Genomic DNA, 18491 nt, shown 5'->3' with positions numbered 1-18491 from the left:
TTCTGTGGGGTACCTGTGGGAGCGGGCTTGCCCCGCGAAGAGGGCAGTGCTGGCTACATCGGTTCCCGCTCAGTACACATCCCGCCGATACCGCCCATCCTCGATCAGCTGCTGTACCGCAGCATCACCGAGCATGTCATGAAGCGCTGCATCCACTCCCGCGGCCATGCCTTGCAGGCTGCCGCAGACATACACGCAAGCACCCTCGTCGATCCAGCGCTTGAATTCATCGGCGTGCTCGAGCAGCACATCCTGCACATAGATCTTTTCCGTCTGGTCCCGTGAGAACGCCAGATCCAGGCGCGCCAAGTCACCACTTGCCAGCCAACTTTGCAATTCATCGCCACACAGCAGGTCATAGGCCCGGTTGCGCTCGCCGAACAGCAGCCAGTTGCGTCGCTCGCCGCTGTTGATCCGCGCCCGGAGCAGGCTGCGTAGCCCGGCCAGGCCGGTGCCGTTGCCGATCAGGATCATCGGTGCCGAATGCTCCGGCAGATGGAAGCCGCTGTTGCGACGCAGGCGCAGGTTCAGGGTGCCGTTCAGTGGCAGGTGCTCGGTAAGCCAACCCGACCCCAGGCCCAGCTCGCCATCGGCATGGCGTTCCTGGCGCACGATCAGCTCCAGCACGCCATCGCTGGCGATCGAGGCAATCGAATATTCCCGGCTGCCGATCGGTACCAGCGCATCGACCAGGGCTTGCCCATGCAGGCCGATCAGATGGTCGCGACGGCTTGGCAATTGCCGTCCGGCCAGGGCCTGGACCAGCGTTTCAGTCAGGCCGTCGACCTGAACCGCCGCGTCGGCGTCCAGCGCCAGGCCAGTGAGGAAGGTGCTGATGCGTTGCTGGCTATTGAGCGGCAGGATCTCCACCAGGTCGCCGGCTTCCCAACTGGCGGGCTGTTCAGGTTGCAAACCCAGCAGGTACACCGGCTGGCCTTGGCTCCCGGGATTGAGCCGCTCGCGACGGACCAGGCTCCAATTGCCGAAGCTTGGCGGTTGCCAGGCGGCCACGGGCTGTGCGCCGGTCAGTTGCGCCAGTTCTTGCTGCCATTGTTGCAGGGCCGCCTGATCGGCATTGTCGACCTCGATCGGGCTGAACGCGGCGCTGGCACCACGTTCACCGAGCCAAGCCTGCAAGCGCCGGGCGAAGCCGCAGAAGTGCGGGTACTGGCGGTCGCCCAGGGCGAGCAGGGCGTAGCTGAGGTCGTTCAGGGCCCAGGGCTGGCCCAGCACCTTGCGTTCGAAGCCACGGGCGCTGTCGGGCGCCTCGCCGTCACCGAAGGTGCTGACCACGAACAGCGCGCGACGCGTTTGCCGCAGGTCGTGCTCACGGACGTCGGCCAGGGCGCGGACTTGCACCGGCAGTCCGGCGGCCTGCAACTGCGCGGCGCTCTGCCAGGCCAGTTGTTCGGCAAAGCCGCTCTGACTGGCGAAGCCGATCAACCAGCTGTCGCCGCTGGCCGCCGTGCTGCCGATGTTTCCTCGGGCTGCGCGCACTTTGCGCTGCTTGCGCCGGCGGTCGAGGTACAGCAGCCAGCCGGTGACGAAGAACAATGGCATGCTCAGGCTGGCGAGGGTGAGGATGATTCGCCCCGGTAGGCCGAAGTATTCGCCCACATGCAACGCGTAGACGCTTTGCAGCAATTGCGCCTTGAACGACTTGTCGTCGTAGCGTTCCTGGCGCTTGATCTGGCCGGTGGCCGGGTCGATCACCAAGGTGTTGAAGGCCCGTGGATGTGCGGCGTCATCCTGCAGATAGAACAGGTTCGCCGGTTGGCCACCGGCCGGTGGCAGGCGCAAGTTGTAGGTCGCCAGGCCCGAGCCCGCCGTTTGCTGGAGGGTGGCCCAGATGGCGTCGTAGTCGACCACCAGCGGTGGCGCGTTCTTGTCGATTTTCTGGGGCCCGTGACGGCCTCGGCCTTCTCCGCGCTTGTGCTGCTCACCGGCTGCTGGTTGGTCAGCCAGCAGCCGGTTGAGGCCCTCGCGATACCACTCGTAGGACCAGAACAGCCCCGTCAACGCGAACAGAAGGTAGAACAACAGGCACCAGGTCCCGGCCACCGCGTGCAGGTCCCAGTTGAAGGCGCGGCCCTTCTTGGCCCAATCCAGCGTCAGCCAGGTACGCCAGCTCAGGGCTTTGCGTGGCCAGCGCAGGTACAGCCCAGAGAGGCAGAAGAACACCAGCATCAGGGTGCAGGCACCGGTGATCTGCCGGCCCGTGTTGCCCATGGCAAGGAATCGGTGCAGTTGGAGCATCAGGTTGAAAAAGCCTTGCCCGGTGGCCTCGCCCTTGAGATCGCCGGTGTAGGGGTCGGCATAGCGCAGTTCGCCACGGCGCTCACCAGGGGGCGGGGTGAAGAAGACCCGAGCGGCGTTGCCTTCGCGGACATCCACCCACAGCATCGACACCTTCTCGCCCTGTTCGGCCTCGACCCGGCGTACCAGTTCGGCGGGCGGCAATACCCCCTCAGGGCGCACCTGGACCGTGAGCACGTCGGCGTTGAAGGCGCGCAGCAGCTCTTCCTGGAATGAATAAAGGGCCCCGGTGATGCCCATCAAGGCCAGCACCAGGCCGGCGGTGATGCCGAAGAACCAGTGCAACTGGAACAGCGTCTTTTTCAACACATCGATCACCTTGTATCGCTACCGCGTCCTGCGCGGGGTGCATTATGCCTCGATACGAAAAAACCCCGCTCACTGGAATGAGCGGGGTTCGCGGGCAAGACCTCAGAAGTGGAAGTTCGCGCTCATCAGGGCGGTACGTCCTGGGGCAACGTGAGCATAATGCGGGGCGAAGACCTGATCGAAGTAACGCTTGTCGGTCAGGTTCTGCACGTTGAGCTGCAGGTCGACGTTCTTGGTCAGGCGATAGGTGGCCATGGCGTCGTAGCGCCAGTAGGAAGGCACTTCCACCGAGTTGGCTTCATCACCGAAGCGCGAGTCGACGAACGTGGCACCGGCGCCGATGGTCAGCTGTGGAACGATGTCGTAGGTCGACCAGAAGGTGAAGTTGTTGCGTGGCGTGCTCGGCATGTGATTGCCTTCGTTGGCCGCAGTGGTGGTCTTGACGATCTCGCTTTCCATGTAGGTATAGCCGCCGTAGACCTTCCACTTGCTGGTCAGGTTACCCGAGTAGGTCAGCTCCACGCCCTGTACACGTTGCTCACCGTCCAGGACCTGGTAGGTCGCATTGTCGGGGTCGGTAACCCGGGCGTTGGTCTTGTCGGTACGGAACAGCGCGGCGGTCAGCGACAGGTTCTCGTCGAAGAAGTCCCACTTGGTGCCGATTTCGTAGTTGCGGTTGCGTTCCGGGTCCAGGTTGCTGTTGTTGGTGGCCAGTTCCAGGCCGCCGTTGCCGCTGGATTCGCCAGATGGGTTGCTCGAGGTCGACCAGGCCGCATAGATGCTGCCGTTGGGCAGGGGCTTGTAGACCACGCCGACCTGGTAGTTCCACAGGTGTGCGTTGTTCTCGCGAGAGAACTCGCCTGCTACCGAACCTCGTCCACCGTTGCTGTAGCCACTGGACTTGGTCTGATAGTCGTCGTAGCGCAGACCCAGATTCAGCGACCATTGGTCATTGAAGGTCAGGGTATCGAACACATACGCCGCGCTGGTCTTGGTGTCGGTATCGGTGAATGCCTTGCTGTCGGCGATGGTGCCCGACCAGCTGTCGTCCGGCGACGGATCGTACAGGCTGGTGCAGTCGCCCGAGGCCAGCAACGCTGGGGTGCAGACGGTGCCGGCTGCCGAAGTGATGCTGTAACCCCGGTTGTGGGTATCGGTGTAGGTGAACTCCAGGCCGGTCACCAGGCTGTGCTCGATGAAGCCGGTATTGAACTTGGCGCTCAGGTCGGTCTGGTTGACCCAGCCCTTGGAAGTGGAGTTGCGGTTCTTCGTCGCGCGATACACCGTACCGTTGGCCACGTTGCCCTTGCTATCGTCCGGGTTGGTGACGATGTAGTCGAGCGTCGAGCGCGACATGCGGAAGCTGTTGGACAGCGTGAGGTTTTCGTTCAGGTCGTGTTCGATGCGGATCGTGCCGCTGTCGTTGCTGGTCTTGCGGTAGTCGCGATCGTTCAAACCGTAGAAATTGTCGCGATCGACATGGGCGGGACCGTCGACGTTGTACTTGCTGCGATCGGCGCTGCGGTTCAATGGAATGCCGTAGTCGGGCATATCGTCGGTCTTGAGGTGGTAGTAGCCGACCGTCACGCGGGTGTCGGTGCCCAGGCCGAAGGCGAACGACGGGGCGACACCCCAGCGGCTGACATCCACGTCGTCACGGCCGGCGACATTGGCTTCATGCTTCATGAGGTTCAAGCGCAACGCTGCGGTGTCGGTGAGCTGCTTGTTCAGGTCCAGGGTGGTGCGCTTGGTCTGGTCCGAGCCCCAGGTGAAACCGCCGTTGTAGCTGTCACCGAGCTTGGCGGTCTTGGTCACCAGGTTGAGGCTGCCGCCGGTCGAGCCGGCGCCGGTGAATGCCGAACCAGGGCCCTTGCTCACTTCGATCGACTCGACGTTGAAGATCTCCCGGCTCTGCGATGCGACATCGCGCATGCCATCGACGAACACATCGCTCTCGGCGTTGAAGCCGCGGATGATTGGACGGTCTCCAGCCGGGTTGCCACCCTCACCGGCACCAAAGGTGATGCCTGGCGTGGTGCGTAGCGCATCCACCAGGCTGGTGGCAGCCGTGTCGCGGATCACCTGTTGGGGAATGACGGTAACGCTCTTGGGCGTCTCGCGCAGGGGCGCGGTGTATTTTTTCGAGCTGGAGACGTCAGTCTTGTAGCGGCTGACATCTTCGGTCGCATTGACGCTGGTGGCGTCCAGCGATACCACGGCGCTGTTGTCGGCGTCGGCAGCCAGGGCCATTTGCCCAGAAGATGCGGCAGAGATGGCAACGCCGATCGCCGAGGCGATCCGGCGGGGCGAAGCTGCTGCAGATGGTACGTGAGTCATTGTTGTAGACCTTCCCCAAGGTGTGAAGGCCGCGGATGTTAATGTAAGCAATTGTAAGTCACAATTGAGATTAGTTACCATTCGTGAAGAATTTACAATCTTTACAATTTACCTTTCCGGTTTACATCTGCTGAAACGTCAAAGGTCGCAAAAGGACTTGTGTGACGTAAAAGGGAATCAATATCATTGGCGCCTTAACACATTCTTACGGTGCCGCCGCCATGCTGCTTCACATCCCCGGCTTGTTCGACGACGCTGAACTCGTGCGTATCCGCGAGGCCCTCGAACAGGCCGACTGGGCAGATGGCAAGGCCACGGCCGGGTATCAATCGGCCAAGGCCAAGTACAACCTGCAGCTTCCCGAAGGGCACGCCTTGGCCAAGGAAATCGGCAGTGCGCTCATCGAACGCCTGTGGCGCAATCCACGCTTCATGTCGGCTGCCCTGCCGCACAAGGTGTTTCCGCCGCTGATCAACTGCTACCGCGAGGGCGGTAGTTTCGATTTCCACATCGACAATGCCCTGCGCCAGCCCAAGGGTAGCGCCGAACGGGTGCGTACCGACCTTTCCTCGACGTTGTTCCTCAGCGATCCGCAGAGCTACGACGGCGGCGAGCTGGTGATCCACGATACCTTCGGCGTGCAGCAGGTGAAGTTGGCTGCGGGTGATCTGGTGCTGTACCCCGGCACCAGCCTGCACAAGGTCAATCCGGTGACCCGTGGCGCTCGTTATGCGGCATTCTTCTGGACCCAGAGCCTGATTCGCGAGGACAGCCAGCGCGCGCTGCTGTTCGAGATGGACACGGCCATCCAGCAACTGGCGACCGATGTGCCCGATCATCCTTCATTGCTGCAGTTGACCGGCACCTATCACAATCTGCTGCGCCGCTGGGCCGAGGTTTGACCCGTGTCCTATCCGTTGCGTCGTGAGCAAGTGGTGGATATCGCCGAGCTGAAGGCCATGCTCGAAGGCAGTCCGGGCAGGGCTGCCCAGGCGATCCTGGCGGCAGCGGGGCAGGGGGTGGTCGAGGCGCAGCTGTTGCTCGGACAGATCCTGCTTGATGGTCGCGGCATCGAGCAGGACTGCAGCGTCGCACGGCGCTGGTTCGGCATCGCCGCGCAGCGTGGCAACGCCATGGCGCACAACATGCTTGGGCGGTGCCTGGAGCATGGCTGGGGCGGCGAGACCAACCTGTCCCAGGCGGCCATCCATTACGCCCGTGCGGCTGATGCCGGCCTCGATTGGGGGCTGTACAACCTTGGCAACCTGCTCGCCACCGGACGGGGCGTGCCGGCCAACCAGGCGCAGGCATTGGTCTGCTATGAGAAAGGTGCGCATCTGGGCCATGCCAAGTCGATGAACCTGTACGGGCGTTACCTGGAACAGGGCATTGCCACCGCGCCCAGCCCGGCGCGAGCGGTACGCTGGTACCGACGTTCGGCCGAGGCGGGGGACTTCCGCGGGATGTTCAGCTTGGCGATGGTATTGGTCGAGCGCGGTCAGGTAAGTGAGGCCGCGCCTTGGCTGGAGAAGGCCAGGGTGGAGGGCAATGGCAATTTCCTGCGCGCTGCCTTGGTGACCTTGCAGAAGGCAGGGCCTGTGTTGATGACCTTCGCTGCACGCTATGCCGAGGAGCTGGAACGGCGCGGCGAGTGAGGTTGTCTGTACTGGCCTCTTCGCGGGCAAGCCCGCTCCCACAACGCCACCGTGCCCGAGCCAGAGTGGATCCTGTGGGAGCGGGCTTGCCCGCTAAGAGGCCGGGAAAGATTCACAAAAGAAGACGGGGCCTTTCGGCCCCGTCGTGCGTTACAGGTAGAACGCTTTCAGCGGCGGGAAGCCGTTGAATTCCACCGCGCTGTAGCTGGTGGTGTAGGCGCCGGTCGACAGCCAGTACAGGCGGTCGCCGATGGCCAGGTTCAGGGGCAGGCCATACTTGTAGTGCTCGTACATGATGTCGGCGCTGTCGCAGGTCGGGCCGGCGATGACCACTTCTTCCATCTCGCCTTTCTTCTCGGTCCAGATCGGGAACTTGATGGACTCGTCCATGGTTTCGATCAGGCCGGAGAACTTGCCCACGTCGGTGTAGACCCAACGCTCGACCGCAGTGCGCGACTTGCGGGCGACCAGCACCACTTCGCTGACCAGGATACCGGCGTTGGCGATCAGCGAACGGCCAGGTTCGAGGATGATTTCCGGCAGGTCGTCACCGAAGTCTTCCTTCAGGAAGCGGATGATTTCCTCGGCATAGGTCTCGAGGCTGTTGGTACGGGTGATGTAGTTGGCCGGGAAGCCACCACCCATGTTGATCATCTTCAATTCGATGCCGTCTTCGTCCTTCAGGCGCTCGAAGATCACCTTGACCTTGGCGATGGCCGCATCCCAGACGCTGATGTCGCGCTGCTGGGAACCGACGTGGAACGACACGCCATAAGGCACCAGGCCCAGGTCGCGGGCGAGGATCAGCAGGTCCATGGCCATGTCGGTCTGGCAGCCGAACTTGCGCGACAGCGGCCAGTCGGCAGTGGTGGAGCCTTCGGTGAGGATGCGCACGTACACTTTCGAGCCCGGAGCGGCCTTGGCGATGTTGCGCAGGTCGGCTTCGGAGTCGGTGGCGTACAGGCGAACGCCTTTCTCGTAGAAGTAGCGGATGTCCTTGGATTTCTTGATGGTGTTGCCGTAACTGATGCGATCGGCGCTTACACCCTGGTTCATCACCTTGTCCAGCTCATAGATCGAGGCGATGTCGAAGTTCGAGCCTTTGTCCTTGAGCAGGTCGATGATCTCGACGGCCGGGTTGGCCTTGACTGCGTAGTAGACCTTGGCGAATTCGAAACCTGCACGCAGGTCGTCGTAGGCCTGGCTGATCATCTGGGTGTCGATGAGTACGAACGGGGTTTCCTGCTTGTCGGCGAACGCCTTCATTTTCTGGAAGGTTTCACGTGCGAAATAGTCTTCGACCTGGATCGACATGCTCAGGGACTCCATGGGCAAACTGAATGTTTAAGTGGCTGCAAACTGAACGTCCTCCGTATCCCCACTTTGGTTCGCCTACTCAGTACTTGAGCCGGATGGATCGTTTCCAGCATGGACGTTCGGCGCGCACTTTAGGGCGTGAAGAATGCAGAATCAACAGGCAATCCGGGCGGGATCGTCGCCGAACGACGAGCAGCCGTTTGAATAATCGACTGATGGGGCGGCCTGATGTTCCGTTGCGGGTTTCAAGCGTAAAAAATTGTGGAATAGCCGCTTTCAGCGCCTGGCGGGTAAAGCCCTTTTCATGGGCATTAGCTGACTTACCCGGCGCGGGATTGCCCCGCGAATGCATTCCAGGTGTTCATATTTATGGCCACGAATTGCTTGCGCTGCCGTGACTGAAAAAACGGTAAATTTTTTGTTACCGATGGACGGTTTCACCGGGTTCAGCACAAAACAGCGTCCCGCGAGCGTGGATGGAGACTGCTGGTTTGCAAGAAGGGGGCGCATCACGCCCCCCATTGCACTTACGAAGTCACTGCTTTAGCGGGCGACACGATACTGGTCTTCGCCCCTCGCGATCGCCCCGAGCTCAGGTACGCGGCGATCGACTCCTGGGTCACCTCGCCGAGGAACACCTGCTCGGCATCCAGCACCGGGAGCCACGCACGGTTGAACTCGTACATACGTGACAGCAGGATGCGCAGGTGTTCATCGTGCGCGGCCGTGGCGTTGAACGGACGCAGGAAGTCGCCGCAGGTGCCTTGCTGGCGGTGCATGTCGCGGCGGCGCACATAGCCCAGCGCTTTGTTCTGCGCATCGGTCACCACCACGTAGCGGCGGTCGTGTTCGTCCAGCAGCTCCAGGGCATCGGCCACGGGTGTTTCCGGGCTGACCGACGGGGCGTTGTCTGCCGCGTCCTCGGCACGTACCAGCAGGAGACGCTTGAGGGTGCTGTCCTGGCCGACGAAGTTGCTGACGAACTCGTCCACGGGATGCGCCAGCAGGGTGTCCGGATGGTCCAGCTGAAGCAGCTTGCCGGCGCGGAAGATGGCGATCTTGTCGCCCATCTTGATGGCCTCGTCGATGTCGTGGCTGACCATGATGACGGTCTTGTTCAGGGCCCGCTGCATCTCGAAGAACTCATTCTGGATCATCTCGCGGTTGATCGGGTCGACCGCGCCGAAGGGTTCGTCCATCAGCAGCACCGACGCATCGGCAGCCAGTGCGCGGATCACGCCAATACGCTGCTGTTGGCCACCGGATAGCTCACGGGGATAGCGCTGCAGATACTGCTTGGGCTCGAGCTTGATCATATGCATCAGCTCGCAGGCGCGGTCGTGGCACTTCTGCTTGTCCCAACCGAGCAGGCGTGGGACCACGGTGATGTTCTCCTCGATGGTCATGTTGGGGAACAGACCGATCTGCTGGATCACATAGCCGATGTGACGACGCAGGGTCACTTCGTCCAGTGCGCTGGTGTCCTCGCCGTTGATGAACACCTGCCCGGATGTTGGAGTGATGAGGCGGTTGATCATCTTCAGCGTGGTGCTCTTGCCGCAGCCCGAAGGGCCGAGGAACACGCAGATTTCCCCTTCGTTGACGGTGAGGCTTACAGAGTCGACGGCCTTGACGTCCTTGCCGTTGACGTTGAAGGTCTTGCTGAGGTTCTTGAGTTCGATCATGAGCGCAGTCCTTCTGGAGTCAGGGCACGTTGCAGGGTTTGCAGGAGCAGGTCGGCGACGATGGCCAGCAGGCTGACCAACACGGCGCCGACCAGCAGCATCGACATGTCGCTGCGGCTGATGGAAGTGAGGATGAGTACGCCCAGGCCACCGGCACCGATGGTCGCGGCGATGGTCATGACGCCGATGTTCATCACCACGGCGGTGCGCACGCCGGCGAGGATCACCGGCACTGCGATGGGCAGCTCGACCATGCGCAGGCGCTGGCCGAAGGTCATGCCGATTCCGCGTGCGGCTTCGCGGATACCAGGCTCGACGTTGGTCAGGGCCAGGTAGGTATTACGCAGGATCGGTAGCAATGAATAGAGGAATACCGCAGTGATCGCCGGCAATGGCCCCAGGCCTTGGCCGAACTTGGAATAGAACGGCAGCAACAGGCCGAACAGGGCGATCGACGGGATGGTCAGCAGCACCGTGGCGCTGGCCTGCAGGGGGCCGGCGAGGGCGGGGAAGCGGGTCATCAGGATGCCCAGCGGCACACCGATGAGGATCGCCAGGCTCACGGCGATGCCGACCAGCATGATGTGCTGCCAGGTCAGGTGCAGGACCTGGGCCCAGTCGAGGTGGGCGAAGGTGTCGAGCAGGTTCATGGCTGTACCTCGCTGAGGGGGTGTTCGCGCAGGAAGGCAGCGGCCACGGCGGAAGGGCTCTGGTGTTCGACATCGACCTTGGCGTTGAGCTGACGCATGGTCTCGTCGTCAAGCTGTTCGGCCAGAGGCTTGAGCAGATCGGCCAGTTGAGGGCTGGCGTCGAGCACGGCTTTGCGGATCACCGGGGCGGCGGTGTAGTCGGGGAAGTAGTGCTTGTCGTCTTCGAGCAGCTTGAGATTGAACGCGCTGAGGCGGCCGTCCGTGGTATAGACGAGGCCGGCGAAGACCTGGTTGTTGCGCATGGCGGTGTACACCAGCCCGGCATCCATCTGGCGAATGTTGGCGCGGCCCACCTGCAGGTCGTACATGGCCTTGAGGCCGACCAGGCCATCAGGGCGGTTGGCGAACTCGGTGTCCAGCGCCACCAGGTGGTTGCGATCATGCTCGTCGCGCAGTACCTGGTTGAGGTCGCTGATGGTCTGGACCTGTGGATAGGCTTCGGCGACCTGCTTGGGCAAACCCAGGGCATAGGTATTGCTGAACTTCGACGGGGTCAGCCAGACCAGATCCTTTTTCGCATCCAGTTCCTTGACCTTGGCATAGGTGGCTGCGGCGCTTGGCATGCGTTCTTCGATATGGTTGTACGAGACCAGCGACACGCCGGTGTATTCCCACATCAGATCGAGCTGGCCGGTTTCTTGTGCCTGGCGGGCGAGGTTGCTGCCCAGGCCGCCGGTGACGCGGACGTCAAAACCATTGGCCCTGAGGTACTGTGCGGTGATTTCGGCGAGCACGGTTTGTTCGGTGAACACCCGGGCGCCGATGCGGATCAGCGGTTTGTCCGCCGCTTGGGCGAAACCTGCGAACAGCAGGGTCGCGCCCAGCAGCAAGGCGATTCTTCTCTTCATACAATCCCTCTTTTATTAGGTCAGGCCACGTTCCAGCCAGCGCTTGCTGGAGAAACTCACCGCGGCGTCCAGCGCCAGCGCCAGCAGCGCCGTGCAGGCGGCGCCCAGCAGCAGTTGCGGCTGATTGTTCAGGGCGATGCCGGGGAAGATCAGGCTGCCGAGGCTGTTGGCGCCGATCAGGAAGGCCAAGGGGGCAGTTCCCACGTTCAGGGCCAGGGCTACGCGTACGCCGCCGACGATGATCGGCACGGCGTTGGGCAGTTCGACCTGCCACAGTTGCTGGCGGGGCGTCATGCCGATGCCGGTGGCGGCTTCCTTGAGTGAGGCGGGGACGTTTTTCAGGCCTTCGTAGGTGTTGCGCACGATCGGCAGGAGGGAGGCGAGGAACAGGGCGAAGATCGCGGGGCCTGCGCCGATGCCCAGGATACTCAGGGCGATGGCCAGTACGGCCAGAGGGGGAATGGTGTTGCCAACATTGAAAAACTGCATGAAGCGTTCGGCTTTGTCGACCCGGTGCGGTCGACTCAGGGCAATGCCGGCGGGGATGCCCACGGCTAACGCCGCCCCCATCGAAGCCAGCACCAGCATCAGGTGCGCTTGCAGGTAGAACCCAAGATCGTCGCGGTAGCGTGCGATCGTGTCGATGCCGATCCAATGGACCAGCAGGGCCAGGATGACGAGCACGGCGGCCCATCCCAACAGCCCCTTTCCGTAGCGTTTAGCCACAGGCGGACTCCTTGTGTTGTCGGCGAGCACACTTCTGTGTAGCCGGCCCTCGAGGGCGGCAGGCGGTGTGTTCGCGAGTAGCAGCGTGATGCTTGCCGAGGGCAGCGATCAGGCCATGAGCCGAACCCCGTCGGGCCCGAAAATGCTGATGAAACCAGTCCCCAAGCGAAGCGGCTTGTGAGGGAGTGGACGTCTCCGTGGGCGTAAAGGTTCCCATCTGAGGCGGCATTTGGCCAGCGTTAATCACTGGTAGTGGCGTTTTTTCGCACGAAAAAACAGCGCTTTTCTTGCCTGAAGGCGTTTAATTACCTGCTACCGAGCCATTTGTTCCCTGAGCACAATCACCCTCTGAAATTTCCTCGAAATCTCCTTGAGGGAATATTCCTTTGGGGGTATTTGCGGTGTGGGCAATAGGGATGTGCCCCGAATTCGCGGTCGAGTTCGGGAGGTTGACTCTTGAGGTACAGGATGAACTCTTGGCTCAACTCCATCTGCTCGCATACCGCGGTCCAGCGCTGGGGCGACCTCGTGTAGATACCTTGAAGGGCTCAAGACATTCGAACATGAAAGAGCTGCGGTTTACCGTCGGGGATGGAGTGTGGCGCGTAGCGTTCACATTTGACCCTTCTCGCTGTGCGCTGCTGTTAGTAGCCGGGGATTACCAGTGAGCGTAGGTTTTACCGAAGCCTAATCGAGCGTGCCGATGCACGTTTTGAACGACACCTGTCCAGAGGTTGAGTTATGAAAACGCTTGATGATGTGATGAATGAGCTTTCGCCTGGCCGCAGGGCGAGAATCGAGGCCCGCGGGCTTGAATTGATCTGTGAAGAGATGACCCTGCAAGCATTGCGCAGGCAGCTGGAAATCACCCAGGAAGGGCTGGCGGAACGCCTCGATATCCGGCAGAGCAACGTTTCCAAGGTGGAGCACGCAGAGACATGTTGATTTCCACCCTCCGCAGCTATGTGGAGGCCCTTGGGGGGCATTGGAGCTGGTCGTACATATCCCTGGGCGTCCCCCTGTCACGCTTGACGGATTTTCTGAGGCGCAACTGAAACGCGTCTAGCCGTTACCCTGGACCAGCGTCCAGTGATCGGGTTTTGGTACCCCGCCCAACATCAGGTATGATACTGCCCCTTTCAAATCCCCAGTCAGGCGATTTCCCATGACCAACCAGGCCGCCGAAGTCGCGAAGCGCCGCACTTTCGCCATCATTTCCCACCCCGACGCCGGTAAGACCACCATCACCGAGAAGCTCCTGTTGATGGGCAAGGCCATTGCCGTCGCCGGTACCGTGAAGTCGCGCAAGTCCGACCGCCATGCCACCTCCGACTGGATGGAAATGGAGAAACAGCGCGGCATCTCCATCACCACCTCGGTGATGCAGTTCCCGTACCGCGAGCACATGATCAACCTGCTCGACACCCCCGGCCACGAAGACTTCTCCGAGGATACCTACCGCACCCTGACCGCGGTGGACTCGGCGCTGATGGTGCTCGACGGTGGTAAGGGCGTCGAGCCGCGGACCATCGCCCTGATGGACGTCTGCCGCCTGCGCGACACGCCGATCGTCAGCTTCATCAACAAACTCGACCGCGACATCCGTGACCCGATCGAATTGCTCGACGAGATCGAGGCGGTGCTCAAGATCAAGGCCGCACCGATCACCTGGCCGATCGGTTGCTATCGCGACTTCAAGGGTGTGTATCACCTGACCGGCGACTACATCATCGTCTATACCCCAGGGCACGGCCACGAGCGCACCGAAGCCAAGATCATCCAGAAGCTGGACTCCGATGAAGCCCGTGCACACCTGGGCGATCAATACGACGCGTTCGTCGAGCAGCTCGAGCTGGTGCAGGGCGCCTGCCACGAGTTCAACCAGGACGAGTTCATCAATGGCCAACTGACCCCTGTGTTCTTCGGGACCGCGCTGGGCAACTTCGGTGTCGACCATGTGCTCGATGCGGTCGTCGACTGGGCGCCGCGCCCATTGGGCCGCGTCGCCCACGAGCGGACCGTCGAGCCGGTCGAGGAGAAGTTCACCGGTTTCGTGTTCAAGATCCAGGCGAACATGGACCCTAAACACCGCGACCGCATCGCCTTCATGCGCATCTGCTCGGGCAAGTACGAGAAGGGCATGAAGATGCGCCACGTGCGCCTGAACAAGGACCTGCGCATCGGCGATGCACTGACGTTCTTCTCGTCCGAACGTGAGCAGCTCGAAGAAGCCTATGCCGGCGACATCATCGGTCTGCACAACCACGGCACCATCCAGATCGGCGACACCTTCACCGAAGGCGAGGCGCTGGGCTTCACCGGCATCCCGCACTTCGCTCCGGAGCTGTTCCGCCGCGTGCGTCTTAAAGACCCGCTCAAGTCCAAGCAACTGCGCCAGGGCCTGCAGCAGTTGGCGGAAGAGGGCGCGACCCAGGTGTTCTTCCCAGAGCGCAGTAACGACATCATCCTCGGTGCGGTCGGTGTGCTGCAGTTCGATGTGGTCGCCAGCCGCCTGAAGGAAGAGTACAAGGTCGAGTGCGCCTACGAGCCGATCACCGTCTGGTCGGCCCGTTGGATCAGCTGCGACGACAAGAAGAAGCTCGAGGAATTCCAGAACAAGGCCATGGAGAACCTGGCCATCGACGGTGGCGGTCATCTGACCTACCTGGCGCCGACCCGCGTCAACCTGTCGCTGATGGAAGAGCGCTGGCCGGACATCAAGTTCCGCGCGACCCGCGAGCACCACTGATCATTGAAACAGGGGCCGCAAAGCGGCCCCAGTCTCAATTGCCGGCCTTGATGCTGGTCCAGATCCGCGTCCTGATCCGGTCGATCTTCGCCGGCATCGCCTCCAGGGCATACAACTTGCCCATCACATCCTCGCCCGGGTAGATCATGCTGTTGCCCTTCATGGCCGGGTCCACCAAGCCGTCAGCCTTGAGGTTACCGTTGGCGTACTGCACATGGTTGCTGATGTTGGCCATCACCTCAGGTTGCAGCAGGTAGTTCATGTAGGCGTAGGCCGCTTTTTCGTCGGGCGCATCGGCTGGCATGGCGACCATGTCGAACCACATCGGCGCGCCTTCCTTGGGAATCGAGTAACCCACTTTCACCCCGTTGTGCGCTTCCTCGGCACGGTTCTTGGCCTGCAGTACATCGCCAGAGAAACCCACCACCACGCACACATCGCCATTGGCCAGGTCGCCGGTGTACTTCGACGAATGGAAGTAGCTGATGTACGGTCGCACGCTCATCAACAGCGCCTTGGCCTTGTCGTAGTCCGCCCGGTCCTGGCTGTGGTGCGGCAGACCCAGGTAATGCAGGGCGATCGGCAGCAGCTCGGGGCCGTTGTCCAGCACCGCGACGCCGCAGCTTTTCAGCTTGCTCATGTACTCGGGTTTGAAGATCAGATCCCAGGAGTCGACGGGGGCATTGTCGCCGAGCACTGCCTTGACCTTGTCGATGTTGTAGCCAATGCCGGTGCTACCCCAGAGATAGGGGAAGCCATACTGGTTGCCCGGATCGTTGACCTCCAGCGCCTTGAGCAGCACCGGATTGAGGTTGTGCCAGTTGGGCAACTGCGAGCGGTCCAGGCGTTTTAGCGCCTTGCCCTGGATCTGCCGGGCCATGAAGTGGTTGGAAGGAAACACCACGTCGTAGCCGGAGTTGCCGGTCATCAACTTGCCGTCGAGGGTCTCGTTGCTGTCGTACACATCGTAGGTCGGCACGATGCCGGTGGCCTGCTGGAAGTTCTTCAGGGTGTCGGGTGCAACGTAGCTGGACCAATTGTAGATCTTCACCGTTTCAGCGGCGTGGGTCATGCTGGCGGCCAGCATCAGGGGAGCGAGAAGGAGCGTGCGCATGTCGGGTTTACCTTGCTTTGTCTGTTGTTATCGAAGGCAGGCGATCAGCGGATCAGAAAATGAGGACGTAGGTCTTGCGCACGGTTTCCTGGATGTCCCAGGTGCCGGTGCTGTTGGCCGGTAGCATCAGGGCGTCTCCGGCTTCTATGACCAAGGGCTCGCCACCGTCGGGGGTGAAGGTGCAACGGCCTTTGATGAAATGGCAGAACTCTTGCTGAACGATTTGCCGTCGCCAGCGCCCGGGCGTGCATTCCCAGATGCCGGTCTCGACGCCGTCGCTGCGCTCCACGCAGGTGACCGAGGTGACTGCCACCGGGGCGCCGAGCGGCACCGCGACCGGGTTGGAACTATCGAGCTCGACGCTTTCTGTGTGCTTGAAGTGGGTGATGCTCATGACCGCTGGATCCTGTGTCAGGGGGGAAATCAGTGCATGAAACCTTCCATGAAGTCCGCTAACGAGCTGGCCAGGCGCCGCCTCCAGGGCGCGCTGGCGGGATTGGCGAGGGTCCGGTCCTCGTGGACGAAACTTTTGATGATCGCGTTGTAGCCCAGCCAGCGGCAGGGCTCTGGTGGCCAGCTGGCCAAGCTCGACACGGGACGGTTGTCGAGCACCCAGGGTTGCGCAGTCAGTTCGTTGTGCTGGTTGAGGATCAATGCCGCCAGGGTGCGTCCGCCGAGATTGGTCGCGCCGACGCCTTCGCCGCCGTAGCCACCGGCCAGGGCGATACCGCGCTGCCGATCGCAGAGCATGTGCGGGCGAAAGCGCCTGGCCATGCCGAGGTTGCCGCCCCAGGAGTGCGTGATCCGAACCTGCCGTAGTTGCGGGAACAGTTCGCCGAACAAATAGCGGCGCAGTTCGATCTCATGTTGTTCGAGCGTGAAGTTTTCCCGCAGACGGCCGCCGAAGCGGTAGCCACCGCGGGCGCCGAACACCAGGCGGTTGTCCGCCGTGCGCTGGCCATAGGTGACCTGGCGGCTGCTTTCGCTGAAGGCCTGGCCCTGGGACAGCCCGATTTGCTCCCAGGTCGATTCGGACAAGGGTTCGGTGGCCACCAGCAGGCTTTGCACCGGCAACTGATGCTTGCCCAGCGGCGGCAGGCTGGCGGCATAACCCTCGACGGCGGGCACCGTCCATTGGCAGCGGATGCGAGCCAGGGGCGAGCGCACTTCGCCAGGCTGCCAGTCAATGGCAGGGGTGTTCTCGTAGATCACTACGCCCAGCGCTTCGACAGCCCTGGCCAGACCCCGCACCAGCTTCGCTGGCTGAATGGTCGCGGTGTGCGGACTGAAGATGGCGCCGTAGGCATTGCTCACGCGCAGTTGGGCATCCAGTTGCTCCGGCCGCAGCCAGCGGTAGTCGTCCTCGGTCATGCCCTGGCGATAAAGGTCATCGAGGTAGGCACGCAGGCTGCGCTCCTGCTCGGGGTAGCGCGCAGCACAATACAGTACGCCGCCTTTGCGGTAATCGCAGTCGATGCTTTCGCGCTGCAGCACATCCTGTACCTGGTCGGGGATGCCGTGCAGCAGATCGATGCTGGCGCGTCGGTGTTGCGGTGAAAGCGTGGCCAATAGACGGTCCTCGCCCAGCAGGTTGCCCATCAGCCAACCGCCGTTGCGCCCCGAAGCGCCGAAACCTGCGATCTTGGCATCGATCACGGCGATGTTCAGGTGCGCTGCCTGGCGCTTGAGGTAGTAGGCCGTCCACAGCCCGGTATAGCCGGCACCGATGATGCACACGTCGACCTCCAGGTCGACTTCCAGGGCCGGGCGAGGGGTCAGCGGCTCGTCGAGTTGCTCCATCCACAGGCTGAGTGTGCGCAGGGCTTGCATCGAAGGGTGGCTCCACATCCGTCAGGGTCTGTGGGCGATCCTAGTGGGGGCGGGCCGGAGCTGTCTTACGTGCGTGCACGCAGGGAAATTTGCCGCAGGTAGGCCTTGGGCGTGAGCCCTGTGTGCTCGCGGAAGCACTTGTAGAACGCCGACAGGGAATTGAAGCCGGCATTGAAAGCCAGATCGTCGATGGTCGCTTCGGCGCTGTCAGCGTCCAGGCTGGCCAGCAAGTGTTGCAGACGCGCCTGGTTGACGTAGCGGTAGAAGCTCTGGCCCAGCACCTGATTGAGCAGATAGGAGATCTGGTTGCGGCTGTAGCCGCTGGCGTCGGCCACCTGTTGCAGGTTCAGTTCCGGGTCGAGATAGGGGCGTTGGCGCTGAAAATAGTGCTCCAGGTCCTGGGCCATGGTCGACAGCTGTCGGGGTGACAGGCCCAGCCGGCTGGTGGCAGGGCGTGGGCCGCCGCTTTCCGAGCCGGCGCCATTGCTGCGAACCAGCGTGGCGTATTCATTGACCCGCCAGATCAGGCCATCGCGGACCGTGATTGCCTCGCTGGACTGGAATGCCACCAGACCCGCGCCACCCTGCACCGTGACCTGGTACTGGATGAACGCGGTGCAGCCATCCACGCGGATACGGTCACTGTGTACGATGTCTTCGCCGGCCTCGTGGGGCAGGCAGGCGCTTACGTACTCACGCAGTTCGTGGTAGTCGAGCATGCGGTTCTGAAAGAAGTCGTGGTACTGCACTTCCGGGTGATAAAGCGCGATCACGCCCTCGAGGTCGCGATGCTTCCAGCACAGGTGATAGCGCAGCACGGTATCGGCCGTGAGCGGGGTCTGCTCGGGGCCGTCGGGGAGGGCAGGCGTGGTCATGAAGCGATAGTGCATTGCAG

Annotated in this window: 16 protein-coding genes; 5 read left to right on the top strand and 11 right to left on the bottom strand. The window is 62.1% G+C overall.

The window, feature by feature from the left end:
- Positions 1-69: 69 nt before the first annotated feature.
- Complete coding sequence (locus KY379_RS04355; RefSeq protein WP_261239079.1) at positions 70-2625, bottom strand: sulfite reductase flavoprotein subunit alpha; 2556 nt, start codon at positions 2623-2625, stop codon at positions 70-72.
- A gap of 102 nt (positions 2626-2727) precedes the next feature.
- A complete protein-coding gene (locus tag KY379_RS04350) occupies positions 2728-4962 on the bottom strand; it encodes a TonB-dependent receptor (RefSeq protein WP_261239078.1) in 2235 nt (744 codons plus the stop codon).
- Positions 4963-5183: 221 nt separating this feature from the next.
- On the opposite strand from KY379_RS04350, the gene KY379_RS04345 reads away from it, so the two are divergent.
- Positions 5184-5864, top strand: coding sequence for a Fe2+-dependent dioxygenase (locus KY379_RS04345; RefSeq protein WP_133326470.1), 681 nt, complete (start codon positions 5184-5186; stop codon positions 5862-5864).
- 3 nt (positions 5865-5867) lie between these two features.
- Positions 5868-6617, top strand: a complete 750-nt coding sequence (locus tag KY379_RS04340) for a tetratricopeptide repeat protein (protein ID WP_261239076.1) — start codon at positions 5868-5870, stop codon at positions 6615-6617.
- Positions 6618-6767: 150 nt separating this feature from the next.
- On the opposite strand, the gene KY379_RS04335 is transcribed toward KY379_RS04340, so the two are convergent.
- From KY379_RS04335 to KY379_RS04315, 5 genes are all read right to left on the bottom strand, one after another.
- Positions 6768-7931, bottom strand: a complete 1164-nt coding sequence (locus tag KY379_RS04335; protein WP_133326466.1) for a type III PLP-dependent enzyme — start codon at positions 7929-7931, stop codon at positions 6768-6770.
- A 530-nt stretch (positions 7932-8461) separates the two neighbouring features.
- Positions 8462-9619: a betaine/proline/choline family ABC transporter ATP-binding protein gene (locus tag KY379_RS04330; RefSeq protein WP_261239075.1), complete on the bottom strand. Its 1158-nt coding sequence runs from the start codon at positions 9617-9619 to the stop codon at positions 8462-8464.
- Entirely contained in the window at positions 9616-10269 is a 654-nt protein-coding gene (locus tag KY379_RS04325) for an ABC transporter permease (protein WP_261239073.1), read from the bottom strand. The genes KY379_RS04330 and KY379_RS04325 overlap by 4 nt, the downstream gene beginning before the upstream one ends.
- The gene (locus tag KY379_RS04320; RefSeq protein WP_133326454.1) at positions 10266-11177 is read right to left on the bottom strand and encodes a glycine betaine ABC transporter substrate-binding protein; all 912 of its coding nucleotides are present in this window, start codon (positions 11175-11177) and stop codon (positions 10266-10268) included. The genes KY379_RS04325 and KY379_RS04320 overlap by 4 nt, the downstream gene beginning before the upstream one ends.
- A 15-nt stretch (positions 11178-11192) precedes the next feature.
- The gene (locus tag KY379_RS04315) at positions 11193-11903 is read right to left on the bottom strand and encodes an ABC transporter permease (RefSeq protein WP_133326452.1); all 711 of its coding nucleotides are present in this window, start codon (positions 11901-11903) and stop codon (positions 11193-11195) included.
- Positions 11904-12319: 416 nt separating this feature from the next.
- Between KY379_RS04315 and KY379_RS04310 the strand changes: the two genes are divergently transcribed.
- From KY379_RS04310 to KY379_RS04300, 3 genes are all read left to right on the top strand, one after another.
- Positions 12320-12571, top strand: coding sequence for a type II toxin-antitoxin system RelE/ParE family toxin (locus tag KY379_RS04310; protein ID WP_261239121.1), 252 nt, complete (start codon positions 12320-12322; stop codon positions 12569-12571).
- Between the two features lie 73 nt (positions 12572-12644).
- Positions 12645-12848, top strand: a complete 204-nt coding sequence (locus KY379_RS04305; RefSeq protein ID WP_261239071.1) for a helix-turn-helix domain-containing protein — start codon at positions 12645-12647, stop codon at positions 12846-12848.
- A gap of 220 nt (positions 12849-13068) precedes the next feature.
- A complete protein-coding gene (locus KY379_RS04300) occupies positions 13069-14652 on the top strand; it encodes a peptide chain release factor 3 (protein WP_133326450.1) in 1584 nt (527 codons plus the stop codon).
- 34 nt (positions 14653-14686) lie between these two features.
- On the opposite strand, the gene KY379_RS04295 is transcribed toward KY379_RS04300, so the two are convergent.
- From KY379_RS04295 to KY379_RS04280, 4 genes are all read right to left on the bottom strand, one after another.
- Positions 14687-15766, bottom strand: a complete 1080-nt coding sequence (locus KY379_RS04295) for a polyamine ABC transporter substrate-binding protein (RefSeq protein WP_133326448.1) — start codon at positions 15764-15766, stop codon at positions 14687-14689.
- A gap of 52 nt (positions 15767-15818) precedes the next feature.
- Complete coding sequence (locus KY379_RS04290; RefSeq protein WP_196171874.1) at positions 15819-16160, bottom strand: cupin domain-containing protein; 342 nt, start codon at positions 16158-16160, stop codon at positions 15819-15821.
- Between the two features lie 29 nt (positions 16161-16189).
- Positions 16190-17596 carry an NAD(P)/FAD-dependent oxidoreductase gene (locus KY379_RS04285; protein WP_261239070.1) on the bottom strand — a complete coding sequence of 469 codons (1407 nt, stop codon included), beginning with the start codon at positions 17594-17596 and terminating at the stop codon, positions 16190-16192.
- 65 nt (positions 17597-17661) lie between these two features.
- The gene (locus tag KY379_RS04280) at positions 17662-18471 is read right to left on the bottom strand and encodes an AraC family transcriptional regulator (protein ID WP_261239120.1); all 810 of its coding nucleotides are present in this window, start codon (positions 18469-18471) and stop codon (positions 17662-17664) included.
- Positions 18472-18491 lie beyond the last annotated feature (20 nt).

The sequence above is a fragment of the Pseudomonas sp. HD6422 genome (genome assembly GCF_025377065.1).
Classification (GTDB): Bacteria; Pseudomonadota; Gammaproteobacteria; order Pseudomonadales; family Pseudomonadaceae; genus Aquipseudomonas; species Aquipseudomonas putida_U.
Note: the sequence above shows the minus strand (reverse complement) of the source record. Positions and strands in the feature narration are given on the sequence as shown.

Excerpts from the sequence above, each read along its gene's own strand:
- KY379_RS04325 (WP_261239073.1), bottom strand. The coding sequence starts at position 10,269 with ATGAACCTGCTCGACACCTTCGCCCACCTCGACTGGGCCCAGGTCCTG.
- KY379_RS04285 (WP_261239070.1), bottom strand. The coding sequence starts at position 17,596 with ATGCAAGCCCTGCGCACACTCAGCCTGTGGATGGAGCAACTCGACGAG.
- KY379_RS04300 (WP_133326450.1), top strand. The coding sequence starts at position 13,069 with ATGACCAACCAGGCCGCCGAAGTCGCGAAGCGCCGCACTTTCGCCATC.
- KY379_RS04310 (WP_261239121.1), top strand. The coding sequence starts at position 12,320 with ATGTGCCCCGAATTCGCGGTCGAGTTCGGGAGGTTGACTCTTGAGGTA.
- KY379_RS04350 (WP_261239078.1), bottom strand. The coding sequence starts at position 4,962 with ATGACTCACGTACCATCTGCAGCAGCTTCGCCCCGCCGGATCGCCTCG.
- KY379_RS04320 (WP_133326454.1), bottom strand. The coding sequence starts at position 11,177 with ATGAAGAGAAGAATCGCCTTGCTGCTGGGCGCGACCCTGCTGTTCGCA.
- KY379_RS04280 (WP_261239120.1), bottom strand. The coding sequence starts at position 18,471 with ATGACCACGCCTGCCCTCCCCGACGGCCCCGAGCAGACCCCGCTCACG.
- KY379_RS04345 (WP_133326470.1), top strand. The coding sequence starts at position 5,184 with ATGCTGCTTCACATCCCCGGCTTGTTCGACGACGCTGAACTCGTGCGT.
- KY379_RS04305 (WP_261239071.1), top strand. The coding sequence starts at position 12,645 with ATGAAAACGCTTGATGATGTGATGAATGAGCTTTCGCCTGGCCGCAGG.
- KY379_RS04335 (WP_133326466.1), bottom strand. The coding sequence starts at position 7,931 with ATGTCGATCCAGGTCGAAGACTATTTCGCACGTGAAACCTTCCAGAAA.
- KY379_RS04295 (WP_133326448.1), bottom strand. The coding sequence starts at position 15,766 with ATGCGCACGCTCCTTCTCGCTCCCCTGATGCTGGCCGCCAGCATGACC.
- KY379_RS04330 (WP_261239075.1), bottom strand. The coding sequence starts at position 9,619 with ATGATCGAACTCAAGAACCTCAGCAAGACCTTCAACGTCAACGGCAAG.
- KY379_RS04290 (WP_196171874.1), bottom strand. The coding sequence starts at position 16,160 with ATGAGCATCACCCACTTCAAGCACACAGAAAGCGTCGAGCTCGATAGT.